The sequence below is a fragment of the Dietzia sp. Die43 genome (assembly GCF_024519835.1).
Taxonomy (GTDB): Bacteria; Actinomycetota; Actinomycetes; order Mycobacteriales; family Mycobacteriaceae; genus Dietzia; species Dietzia kunjamensis.
Map to the genome: position 1 here is coordinate 1 of NZ_JALJRF010000030.1, position 11,296 is coordinate 11,296.

The following is an 11,296-nucleotide window of genomic DNA, read 5'->3' on the forward strand; positions in this document are numbered from 1 at the left end:
CGGAATCGAAGTACCGGATCGCCGGACTAGGCGTACCCACTAGCCCTATCTGCCAGCCGTTGAAGACGCATCCTTTCTTCACGGAGAGGTGGCTTCAAGAGCAGATCATCAACGATGTCTCGATCTTGGGGCTAGGAATCTCTGACCTCGATGTCAAAGATGTCGAGCGACGCCAACCGAGCGCCGGTCGCCTAGATCTTCTACTGTTCGACCCTGAAACCACCACACGCTACGAGGTCGAAATCCAACTCGGCCCCACAGACGAGTCCCACATCATCCGAACCCTCGAGTACTGGGACAATGAACGGCGGCGATTTCCCCAGTACGACCACGTCGCCGTCATCGTCGCCGAGGAGATCACGGGCCGCTTCCTTAACGTCATCAGCCTGTTTAACCAGGCAATTCCGCTGATCGCGATCCAGATGTCCGCACTCGATGTCGGCGGTGCTCTTACCTTGCACGCCACCAAGGTGCTCGACCTCGCCCTGCCCGCACCCGAGGAAGACGACGACTCTGGACACGAGACCGACCGTAGCTACTGGGAGAATCGCGCCCACCCCGCGATTCTGAAGTTGACCGATCAACTACTGGAATTGATCAACGAGGAAGGATCCAATGTCACGCTCAAGTACAACAAGCACTACATCGGCCTCCAACAGGCCGGGCTGGCAAATAACTTCATCACCTTCCGGCCCCGCAAGAAGAACGTCACCCTCGAAGCGCGGATCGACCGTACCGACACCCTCGACTCTGCTATCGAGAACTGGGGACTATCCGCCCTCACCTATGACAAGCGGTGGCGGCGCTATCGCGTCAGCTTAGACAGCAGCGACTTGGCCAGTAACGAGACTGCGATCCGTGCGCTAATCAAGATGGCCCGCGGCATCCCCGTCGACGACGCCCTCGACGCAACCGCCTCGTAGACCAATTTCGATCCGCTGCACCTAGCGGCGGCAGCGGCACTCAGGCATCGCTCGCAAACCTCCCACCACACCAGTGGCATCATCGATCCATGAGCGAATTCAAGTTTGGAACGCCGCGAACCTACAAGAACCAGGCTGGAAACGAGACGACTGAATGGCCCGACGGGCTCAAAGTCGTCCGCATGGCTGACGGTCGCATCAAGATGGGGCGACAAGGATCACAGCTCCGCGGTGGGCCAAAGGGCGTACAAGTGCAGCAGTTCGCAAAGGGGACAAACCCGACCGCGCACATCATCGCAGCCTTCGACACCATCGAGGGTGACAACTGACCTTGTTGCAGCCTGGGGACCGACAAACTGCTCCCGGACGGCGGCTACAGCTCCGCCACTACAGCAGACCGCGACGCACCAGACTGATCAACAATTCACGCTCGCCACTTCGCCGATAAGTCGGATTCTGTCGTCCCCGGAACAGTCAGGCGGGACTGCTGCACCATGCCGAGCTTGCCAACCATGATCATGGCGACTGGCTGGGCTCTACCAGCATTGCTATAGCACCGGCTCGGGGCATCGGGGCAGGTGAGCGCCCCCGACTGGACATCTGACCGTTGGGCCCGTGGCTAGTGTCCGGCGGAATGTGCTCGTACTCGGGTTCCCATGTGTTGAGCGCCGGAGCGGTGTCCAAGTGGAACCGCTTATGTCGAGAGTTAAAGAAGTGCCTACGCCCCCACGACTCAACATCGGTACTTAATGACCCGCCGATCAAAGATTCGAGCAATCCGGAGCCAGCAATGGTGTCGAAGAGCCGGACATGTCACGATCACTAATATTGTCAGGTCGTTGACCCACGCCGACCATCTTCAGGATCGGATCAACGTACTCTGAATCGGGACGAGACCAAATGGACTCAATCGTATCGTCGCTCCTGGATCGTCTGGTGAACAGCTGGTGTCCTACGCAACTCTGCGACGATGTCGGCGCACAGCTACGAGAGCGACGACCATTGTCGTCGGGTAGGCAACGCCGGCCAACACGATTACCGCCAGCGATCCCGGGTTCGCGTCGATGACCGCACGGTAGGCGCCGAACAGCCACCGGGGAAGTGAACAGAGCGCGACCACGCTTAACACCGTGTAGATGGCCACCAGTACTCGGGCGAACCGCCGCACCTCAGTTTCCGGAGCTCGCATCGCGGCGAGCAGGGCTCGTGGGGAGGCCCAGGTGGCAGAGACGGCACGTGCCCCCATGGCGTCTCTCAAGGCCCAGTATCCGTCCGATTTCTCGGTGGGCCGCAGGCTCACTAGGGCGACGGTGCAGAGGGAGAGTAAGACGATCGCCGCCAACCCGCTGGGATGCCAGAGGTATGCCAGCGTGAGCACTGCGATGAGGTATCCGTCGATGGCGAGACCAGCGAGATCTCCTCGCAAGCGAGTGGACACCGGCTCCGATTCGAGGTATGAAAGGTTGACGTAGAGGGCTGGCCCAGAGAGGTAAAGCCCGCAGCCAACAGGAGGCCGGTCACCGCATTGCGCGGCCACGGCGTAGTGACCCGACTCGTGCAAGAGTAAGCGGCCGACCTGAACCACAAACACGAGCAAGACCGTGGTGCCCGGCCGATCGAGCACCGTGCCCATGGTCGAAGTGACGGGAAGCCCCCAGATCGCGTATGCCGAGGCGATCAACAGCATGGTCAGTCCAAGGCATACGGTAGCCATAGAGGCGACCAAGCGGCCCGTGACTGCCGTAGCCCCGCGGAAGAGCATTTGAAGTAGATACGAATCGCGGCGAACGTACAGGTCGGACAGGCTTGGTGCGTATGCCTGAAGTCGCATTGTTCGATCCGCCGGTTCACCCGCCAGCACGCCGTGATCCACGAGCAATTGAATGGATCGAGCCGTCTCGTGGTCGCCCGCAGCCAGGTCGAGGGCACTGGAATGCTCATTGACGACCCTGAGCAGGAAGTCATGGGTATCCACGTCGACGATGAGGGGATCGCGTCCGGGAACCAGGACCACCGGGTTACCCCGAAATCCGACCCGAACCCCTGGTGCGAGGGAGATGACCATCAGAGTTCAGGCGCTCTGCACGCTGAGCCGGTCTTCACGGGCCAAGGCAACGACCTTCGTATCGAATTCCTCGGGGAAGCCGGCACATACCCCCCAGACGTCCAAGCTTTCGGTATCCTGCCTCGCCCCGCACCCGCCGCCGTGTGCGAGGGCGAGATTGCAGGTCCGGCAGTTCTTCAGGAGGTCGACCCGGCGTGCTCGCCACTTGTCCCATAGCGGAAGCTCGACAATTCCCCGTTTGGTGCTCATGCCTACGGCCTTGTCAGGCCGCCCGACCAACTCATGGCAGTTGTAGATGGCGCCCTCAGGGGAGAAGTAGATGTTCCGTGCTGGGGCCCCGCAGGCATCGAACATCGGCCGACTGATCACATCGCGGAGATAGGCAGCCAAGCGGCCCGACATAGTGCCGAGCGAATCGAACACCGCGCTGTGTTCCCCGGAGACAAAGTCGCCGTAGCCGTGACTGGTGAGGTAGTCATCGATCTCGTTGGCGCTCATGTAGTGGTCGCCGACACCGCGCTCTGGGGAAAGCGGATCGGGATGGACGTTCACGTGGTGGAACTTGACCAATTCGTGCGCGAGGATTCCGAGGTCGTCAAGGAAGTCGATGAGCTTAGGAAGACCATCTATATTCCGTCGGTCGATATTGGGTCGGATATAGACCGAGACCCCCTTGTCGAGGGCCAGCTCGATGTTGTTGATGATCGTCGAGAACGTCGGGGCGCCGGACAACGGGACTCGGCGAAGGTCGTGATATTCGGCGGTCCCGTCCAGGCTGACGATCAGGTCGTTGAGCATGGTCGGAGAGAGGACGTCGGCGAAATGGTGTAAGAACACGCCGTTCGTCGTCGCGTGTGTTTGTAAACCTAGTTCGGCTCCGCCGAGGACCAGCTTGCGCACGACATTCCCGAGTCGAGGCAAAAGGGGTTCACCGCCGAACAGTTCGAGATGACTCACTCCACGCGACCCGATCAGCGAGCTGACCGAGCGAAGAATCGAATCGGCGTCGCCCTCGGTGAGATACCGCTGCGGTATCGCCCGCATGCCCGTATCGGCTTGGAAGCAGTACGAGCAGGCGAGGTTGCAAGAGTTGGTCGTGACCACTGCGATGTTCGCGGCCTGCTTCTCACTGATCTGCGCTGCTACATGCTGCTCGAACCATCTCACCTCGTCCTCAGAGGACAGGACGGTGAGGTAGCCGGCTTCCAGCAAAGCCCGGGAGGTATCGGCATGCTGGTCGAGGCTCCCGCCCTCGATGAGGGCGACGACCTCGTTGGGAATCACATCGGCACGCTTGTGCGGAAGATTGAGCAGAAGTGAGGTTCCGTCGCCCAAGTCGGTAATCCGCGTGTAGTGGCTAATTCGCATCGCAGTTCTCCTTGCAAGCTGGTAGGAGGCTCAACCGAAGGCTGATACCAGTGGTGAGGCAGGCGCTCAACGCACCCTCAGCTGAGTCCGCACCGCTGAACAGCCCATCGGGGTTGATATCTGCCCACCACATCTGCCCAGAGTCGTCGACGAGGATGTCGGCGGTGTACACCTCGTGGTGCAGGACGCGGGCGATCTCGTGTGCCTGTTGCTCGATCAGCGGATGGGGGTATGGCTTTCGAGCCATGTCCACGTAGCGGAGGTCGACGACCGATTCCGGGGCATCAATCGGCTCTTGCCACACGGAAGCCACCGTGCCGAAGGAATAGCCGACGCGGATTTCAGCCACAGATTGGATCCGGCGCTGGTAGAACGCCGGGCACGGCTCACGCAAGTCGGCGTGCAAAGGTGGCGCGATGACGGTGGTGGCACGTCCACCCGCGACGGATTGGTCAGCGTCGATAGGCTTCCAGATCCGGTCCTCGGCAACCTCCGCAGTGTCGAGGAGTGGGGTTGACGTGCCGATGACGGTCTCAATCGTCGGCACGAGGTCGCGGATCTGCCACAGCGTGCGGAGCTTGTTATCGACGGCCATCGGATCTCGCGACCATTTCGCCGGGTCGGAGTCGTAAGCCAGTGACAGCAGCCCGACGATGGTCGAGTTCCATTGACGCTCGATGAACGCCCTAACCGATGCGTCTGTTTCGGCGTCTGCGCGAACCATCGGAGCTGGGGGTGAACTTCGCCAGCGCCGGTAGACCACGGCCGAGCAGTCACGGAGGTCGGAATCGGTCACGCGTCCCTGGTCGCAGGAAATCGACCAGCCCACCGGGGTCGCGTGGATCGAGTACGCGTCGTGGAGGAGAGAGAGAGGGAAGTGGACCGATCCGGGGACCGCCGTCATTGCGGGCAGGTCGGGATCGTCATAGTCAGCGAAAATGAACGTCGTGACGGCCATCTATGTCGAACTTCCAAGATTTTCAAACTGCTGGTACATCTCTGCTGCGTAGATAATTCCGCCCTCGAGAAAGTCTTTCGCTATTTCCCTGAATTCCGCGGGGCACATGCTGATCACCGCGCTCATATGCTCGTAGATGAATCGTGCGTCAATGTCCATCTGGGGAAGCAGTACGGTTCGGACGAGGTCTTGATGCACGTTTCGCATGTCCTGTGACGCCAGCGGACCGCGCCACCGGCGATTTCCGGTAGTCAACTGCATGAGTTCGGCACTACACCATCCCAGACGAGACGAGGCGTGACCACACAGCTGCAATTCGCGCAGCCCCGCATCGTCGCTGATCAGCAGTTCGTAAACTACGGATTCCGGCTGGTTGTCGGCGGTAGCGGCGATGTCCTCGGGGGTCCACTGCGTGCTTACCAGCATTCGCTCGTTGACGCCGACCCACCGCTTGACGACGATGCCGCCAAGACCGGTGTCGACAGCCAGGCTTGCGGCCGCGCCCACGAGCGTTCGGGCGATTCCAGGATCCGAATCGAGTTTGCGCGCGTACGCCGATGTCAGCCTCATACATGCGATGAACGTGTCGATTCCCGCCCGGTCCTCCAACCCCAAGACCCGTGCAACGAACTGTGCAACGACATCGGGGGGACGAATAAAGGCGAGGTCGGCGATCAAGGTGCCGAACAGGGGTGTCGTCGTATCAATCCCAAACTCGCGACAACGGTCGCGGAATGCGGGAACTCGGCCACCTGTGACGGCGTCCGACAGCAATTCCTCAATAAGGTCGGACCATTCTCCAGGTTCGCTGAACCTGGTGAATTTAACTTTTGCCATGAGTTACCCGATCTACACAGGGAGGTGACGCCACGAGCTGGTGCCACCTCCCTGATCAGCAGAAATCAGTTGCCGTACGACTTGTACTTGCACATCTTGGCGAGACCCATCGTGGTTCGGGTATCGCCGGGCGTCACGACACTCTTGAGAAAGGTAGGCGAGTCAGCCACCTTCTTCTGGTTCGTACCCGAAGTCCTATTTTCTGCAGACATCTAGATTCTCCTTTCGTCTCAGGTGAGGGAGTCCTCACCTAGCATTCTTCCGCGAAGTTTGCGTGACGACAATCCTCTGTTCATACGACAGATTCCGCCGATAATGTGCGTTCTGTGCGCCTTCCGGTCGGCCTCGGCGGGCCAGGTGCCCTGATCGGGCCCGTGGGCCCGATCAGGGTGTGTCAGGCGGCCTCTCCGGGGAAGCCGGCCGGCCCCTGGAACATCTGCCATGCCGGCGGGAACGCTCCCGCGATGAGGTCGGCGACCTGGTGGCCGGTCTCGACGATCTCGTCCACGTCCTGCGGGTCGGAGCAGGACGCGAGCAGTTCCATGGCCTCTGCCATGATCGTCGACACGTACTCGCCGAACGCCATCGCCATCACCGTCTCGCCCATGCTCTGCGTCTCGATGCCGGCAGCGAGCGTCATGGACGCGTGGGCCAGCAGTTGCAGCGGCTGCAGTTCGAGCGGGGTGTCCGGTAGCAGGTCCGGCAGCAGACCCGGCCCTCCCCCGAAGTCGATGACTTCCGCGGCGTCTTGGGGCCAGGGCATGCGGTCGCGCTGAAGCAGCCACACGATCTGCGCCCTCATCGCGGCGTGCCCACCGGCCTCGCCCTCGCCGCCGTCTCGGCTCGAGCCGGCCGCGGCCGAAACCGCAGCGTGCCCCAGTTGCTGGCGGGCCTGTTCGAGCAGGATCCACGCCATCCCCGGGTCGTCGTAGAGATCGACCTGGGCCAGGGCGAGGTTAACCAGCTCGCACACCCGCGCCACCTGCACCTCCAGCCTGCCGATCGTGCGGGCTTGGGCCCCCTTGGCGGGGCTGCTGGCCTGGTCTGTGCTGCTTTTTTCGTTGCCGGTCCGGGGTTGGTTTCGGCGGGCGAACTGCCCGCCGAGCCAGTCGAGCAGATCCCGGGAGGTCTCCATCCGGTAGGCCACGTGATCCTGCAGTCCGTTCGCGGTGTTGGTGGTGGTCATGTCAGGCCGCCTTTCGGGGATTGCAGTCGGAGGTCACGGAGTCGAGGAGGTCGTGGCCGAGGTGGTGCACCCACAGGCCGCGTTCCCACAGGGACGACCACTGCCATTCCCATCGGGCCACCTCGAGGTGGGTCCGGCGCCGGCGCCGGATGTCGGTCACCGTCGACAGGTGATCCGCGTCGGCGCTGACGAGGATCGCGACATCGGTCTTGCGGTCGTCGGTCCATTCGGTGAGCATCCGCTGGATCTCCGCATCTCCGCGGACCTCGCAGTGGCGTCGCAGCGGGACCACCACCCCCTCCCCCACTGTCGGCTCATTGAGTTGCTCCATCCCGGGGTCGATCACGGTGACTCGCGGGTCTCGCTTCCACTGCCGGGCTGCGGCGGCTTGCGCGGTGTGGGCTGCCGGATTGGCGCGCCGATTATGGGTCCCCATCACCACCGCGATCCGTTCCACCCGGCTTGAGTGGTGACGCATTCCGGCGATTCTGTCGGCCAGCCGAGGCAGGTCCAGCGTGAACGTTGACAGTTGCCGGCGGGAGTAGCCGAATCCTTCGGACGCTCCGAGGACGGCATTCCAGCCGTCGAAGACGATTGACACGGAGTCGGACGAGTGAGCGGGGACAGACGACAAAGAAAGATTGGCAGTACGCATGATTTCTCCTTTTGGTTGATTCTCGGGACTTCTTTTCGGTACATTTTCAGCAGTCGCGGATAAGCGCTTCCGGAGGTATCCACTATTGAGTTCGCAATGCCGCTGCGATCGTTTTACCTGCAACGATGCGGTGCGGCCCACACAAGGTAGCAAAAAAACATGGCGCCTGAAAAGGGGTTTGCAATTCTTTTCTAAAGTTTTTCTGCCGGCAATTTAGCGACCGATTTGCCAAGCCAATTTTTGAAACATGCCACGAGGGGCAATTTGCAGCGTTCTACTGTTTTTCAGGTATTGCTCGGGGCAATAGTTCGGATGTTTCGATAGATCGATCTATTGATCGGTGCAGAAGCGATCGTGTGTCGAGTCCGCGGGGCGCCGGGGAGCCATACCCGCCACCGATGACGGTCTGAGGGGTCTGTTGTGAGGGGATCTTCCTCTCAAGTCTCAGGTGGCGTTGTGAGGAGAGGCCGCAATACCTGCTGGTCAGAGCCGAATCGTTCCAGGCGCTGCTACTGTCTCGGCATGTGTGGTCGGTACTCGGTAGCGGTGTCTGGCGCCGCCTTGGTCGATGTTCTTGACCTGGACGGGACGGAACCGGGGTTCGAGTGGGAGCCGACCTACTCGGTTGCTCCTCGCACGCGGGCGCCGGTAATCCGGGATCGCCTGATCGGCGACCAGCGGGTGAGTGAGGCGTTCATGCCCACGTGGGGGTTGCGTCCGTCGTGGGCGAAGGAGAAGGGTCCGCGGCCGATTAACGCCCGGCTGGAGACTGCTGCAACCAATGGCATGTTTCGTTCGGCGTTCGCCTCTGCGCGAGCCCTGGTTCCGATGACCGGGTACTACGAGTGGCAGGAAGCTCTCGAGGACGGCAAGAAGGTCAAGAACCCCAGCTATGTGCATGCCCCGGGTGACGAGCTGCTGCTCGCTGCGGGGCTGTTGGCCTTCCACCGCCAGGACGGTGATGAGCAGTGGCGGACGACGTTCACGATCATCACGCGGACGGGTGAGGATGCGGTCGGCGAGGTGCACGACCGCATGCCGGTCTTTGTGACCCCTGCCTCGTGGGACACCTGGTTGGCCCCGGAGAAGCTCGAGAAGGACCAGGTAGGAGACGTGCTGGATCTGCTGGACGTCGAATCGCGGGCGGTGGCGTCGACTCTTCGAACCCGTCCGGTGTCGCGGGCGGTCAACAACGTCCGGACCTTGGACCGCCGCGATGCCGGCCTGGTCGAGGCGGTTACTCGCGGTGGTGGTGATCGCTGACGGTTCGGCCCTGGCGGTAGCGAGGTTTGCCGTCGGCGCCGTGGCGGTAGCGGCGGGGGTTGCGGACGAGTCTGCGCAGGTCGCGCAGTAGTTCGATTGTGCGCGCCTCCCCCAGCTCGGTGATGGCGTCTCGGTAGGCGCCCTGCTTGGTGGGGTCGACATCTGGGAGGCCGGCCACGACGAGGTGCCACCGTAGGAGTTCGAGGAACTGTGCTTCGCCTGCTTGCTCGGCTGCTCGGCGCAGTGGGCCTAGCAGTTCGTCCATGTGGCGCACCCTAGGTGTCGCCTCCGACAAGGGACGGTTAGTGCAGTTCTCGGGCGGCGATGAGTCCGGTGATGAAGTCGGTGACGCGGTCGGCTTCGGCGTCGGTGAGGTCGAAGCGTTGACCTCCGACGATGGTGCGGTCGGGGCCGAGTGGTTCGAGCCCGTAGAGGACTCGAGTGGCGGCTGACAGTGCGGCTCGGTTGGCGATGGATTCGATGGTGCAGTCCAGCGCTTCGGCGATTGCTGTGAGCTGGTCCCGGCTAATGACGGCGGGCGGCGTGGCCTGTCGGTAGGCGGTGGGTTGGGATTGGCCGCGTTCCCAGGCGCTGATCCAGGGGGATTTCACTCCGATGGCCACTGCCAGTTTGAGCTGGGTGAGTCCGGCCTCCATGCGTGCGGCGCGGATGGCGCGGCCGAGTGATCGGGCCTCATCTGGGGTCACCGGGGCTCCTTGCCTGTTATGTCGGTGTTGAGGGTGGCCAGGACGGCCCAGTGGCCGTCGCTGCAGGTGACGTCGAGGACGGTGACGGCCGGAGTCGTCCCAGGCTGGATGGTGGCGGTGATGCGGTGGTCGAGGTCGATGTGGGCGTGCAACTCGGTGGGGCCTGTCCCGACAAAGAACGTCATCCCCGCCCCTCTCCCCCACTGGTCGGTCCGCCGGTGAGGTCGGCGCGACGCTTGGTTTCGCGACGCATGGCGCGGCCTTGGCCAAGGAGGATCTCGAAAAGGTCGTCGGTGGCCGCTTCGGTGCTTGCACGGGTCAGCTCAGCGGCGGTGCGGGCGAAGCGGCGGCGGTAAGCGGCGTCGAGGACGTCGGCGGCGAGGGTGCGCACTCCGATGGCGGGGGTTCCGAGAAGTGCGACGACCTGGAGGGCATCGGCGAGGAGCCGTCCGTGGTGGCCGGCCATGCGGCCGGCGCTGGTGAGTGCGGCGAGCACCCGCGGGGCGTGGTGGGGTTCGCTTGCCGCGATGAGGTCGGCGATCACGCTGTACAGGTCGCCGTATCGGGGGTTGAGAAAGTCGCTCGCCTCGAGGTGGCGGGTGATGTGGCGAGCTTCGGTGGTGTCGGTGGTGTGCAGGAGTGCGCACAGCAGTGCGGCTTCGGGGTCGAGCTCGGGGACGGTGGGTGCGGCGTCTGCGGCGGCGAGGTCGTCGACGTCGACCGGGTCGGCGGTGGCCTGCGGGTCCTCGGCGGTCATGGTGTGCATTGTGTGTCCCCTCCCCTACTGGCGGGTGATTCAGGCAGCGGTGCGGCCGAGGTCCTTGATGCGGTCGGGACGGAATCCGGCCCAGTGGTCGGTGCCGGCGACGACTACGGGGGCCTGGAGGTGGCCGAGAGCCATGACGTAGTCGCGGGCTTCGGTGTCGGTGGTGATGTCGACGAGCTCGTAGTCCAGGCCGGCCTTCTCGAGCGCCTTGATGGTGGCGCCGCACTGCACGCACTGGGGCTTGGTGTACACGGTGATGGCCATGGCGGTGGTCCTTTCGGTCGTGGTGTCCGTCTGCCTCGCGGCGATGGGCGGGGGTTGTGGGTCAGGCGGCGTAGATCGCGCGGCGGATGGTGCCGACGATCTCGGTGTCGTCTTCGTCGGCGACGACGGTGACCCGGTCCTCGTGAACGGTGAGCGGGTTGACCGAGAGGTCGAGGACTGTGGCGAGCGTGGCGGCGGCCTCCCAGGGCTCGGTCGCGGTGACGGAGTAGGTGATGCGGGCCATGGCTGGCTCCTTTCGGGTTCGGGGTGAGTGGCCTTGTGGCCTGCTCTGCTTCTAGTGTAC

The 11,296-nt window shown here is 62.9% G+C and carries 15 protein-coding genes; 3 read left to right on the top strand and 12 right to left on the bottom strand.

The window, feature by feature from the left end:
• Both NR111_RS17680 and NR111_RS17685 read left to right on the top strand, forming a co-directional pair.
• Positions 1 to 923: hypothetical protein (locus NR111_RS17680; protein WP_256821565.1), on the top strand; the 923-nt coding region annotated here is incomplete at its 5' end.
• Between the two features lie 89 nt (positions 924 to 1,012).
• Positions 1,013 to 1,252 (top strand): hypothetical protein, encoded by a 240-nt coding sequence (locus tag NR111_RS17685; protein WP_256821566.1) that lies wholly within the window; start codon positions 1,013 to 1,015, stop codon positions 1,250 to 1,252.
• A 623-nt stretch (positions 1,253 to 1,875) separates the two neighbouring features.
• Here NR111_RS17685 and NR111_RS17690 read toward each other — a convergent pair.
• The 6 genes from NR111_RS17690 to NR111_RS17715 all read right to left on the bottom strand — a co-directional run bounded on the left by NR111_RS17690 (position 1,876) and on the right by NR111_RS17715 (position 7,992).
• Positions 1,876 to 2,988, bottom strand: a complete 1,113-nt coding sequence (locus tag NR111_RS17690; RefSeq protein WP_256821567.1) for a hypothetical protein — start codon at positions 2,986 to 2,988, stop codon at positions 1,876 to 1,878.
• 6 nt (positions 2,989 to 2,994) lie between these two features.
• On the bottom strand, positions 2,995 to 4,356 hold the full coding sequence (locus NR111_RS17695) for a radical SAM/SPASM domain-containing protein (protein ID WP_256821568.1): 1,362 nt from the start codon (positions 4,354 to 4,356) through the stop codon (positions 2,995 to 2,997).
• Positions 4,346 to 5,314, bottom strand: a complete 969-nt coding sequence (locus NR111_RS17700; RefSeq protein WP_256821569.1) for a hypothetical protein — start codon at positions 5,312 to 5,314, stop codon at positions 4,346 to 4,348. The genes NR111_RS17695 and NR111_RS17700 overlap by 11 nt, the downstream gene beginning before the upstream one ends.
• Positions 5,315 to 6,151, bottom strand: a complete 837-nt coding sequence (locus NR111_RS17705; RefSeq protein WP_256821570.1) for a hypothetical protein — start codon at positions 6,149 to 6,151, stop codon at positions 5,315 to 5,317.
• 394 nt (positions 6,152 to 6,545) lie between these two features.
• Complete coding sequence (locus NR111_RS17710; RefSeq protein WP_256821571.1) at positions 6,546 to 7,337, bottom strand: hypothetical protein; 792 nt, start codon at positions 7,335 to 7,337, stop codon at positions 6,546 to 6,548.
• Between the two features lies 1 nt (position 7,338).
• Entirely contained in the window at positions 7,339 to 7,992 is a 654-nt protein-coding gene (locus NR111_RS17715; protein ID WP_256821572.1) for a hypothetical protein, read from the bottom strand.
• Between the two features lie 522 nt (positions 7,993 to 8,514).
• Here NR111_RS17715 and NR111_RS17720 point away from each other — a divergent pair.
• Complete coding sequence (locus NR111_RS17720; RefSeq protein WP_256821577.1) at positions 8,515 to 9,255, top strand: SOS response-associated peptidase; 741 nt, start codon at positions 8,515 to 8,517, stop codon at positions 9,253 to 9,255.
• On the opposite strand, the gene NR111_RS17725 is transcribed toward NR111_RS17720, so the two are convergent.
• The 6 genes from NR111_RS17725 to NR111_RS17750 all read right to left on the bottom strand — a co-directional run bounded on the left by NR111_RS17725 (position 9,230) and on the right by NR111_RS17750 (position 11,236).
• A complete protein-coding gene (locus tag NR111_RS17725; RefSeq protein ID WP_256821573.1) occupies positions 9,230 to 9,520 on the bottom strand; it encodes a hypothetical protein in 291 nt (96 codons plus the stop codon). The two genes, NR111_RS17720 and NR111_RS17725, sit on opposite strands and share 26 nt — an antisense overlap.
• A gap of 37 nt (positions 9,521 to 9,557) precedes the next feature.
• Positions 9,558 to 9,962, bottom strand: coding sequence for a helix-turn-helix transcriptional regulator (locus NR111_RS17730; RefSeq protein WP_256821574.1), 405 nt, complete (start codon positions 9,960 to 9,962; stop codon positions 9,558 to 9,560).
• Positions 9,959 to 10,147, bottom strand: a complete 189-nt coding sequence (locus NR111_RS17735; protein WP_256821575.1) for a hypothetical protein — start codon at positions 10,145 to 10,147, stop codon at positions 9,959 to 9,961. Before NR111_RS17735 ends, NR111_RS17730 begins: the two co-directional genes overlap by 4 nt.
• Entirely contained in the window at positions 10,144 to 10,719 is a 576-nt protein-coding gene (locus NR111_RS17740) for a DnaB-like helicase N-terminal domain-containing protein (RefSeq protein WP_256821576.1), read from the bottom strand. Before NR111_RS17740 ends, NR111_RS17735 begins: the two co-directional genes overlap by 4 nt.
• Positions 10,720 to 10,758: 39 nt before the next feature.
• Positions 10,759 to 10,992, bottom strand: a complete 234-nt coding sequence (nrdH, locus tag NR111_RS17745) for a glutaredoxin-like protein NrdH (protein WP_017838629.1) — start codon at positions 10,990 to 10,992, stop codon at positions 10,759 to 10,761.
• 61 nt (positions 10,993 to 11,053) lie between these two features.
• Positions 11,054 to 11,236, bottom strand: a complete 183-nt coding sequence (locus NR111_RS17750) for a hypothetical protein (RefSeq protein WP_017838630.1) — start codon at positions 11,234 to 11,236, stop codon at positions 11,054 to 11,056.
• Between the last annotated feature and the right edge of the window lie 60 nt (positions 11,237 to 11,296).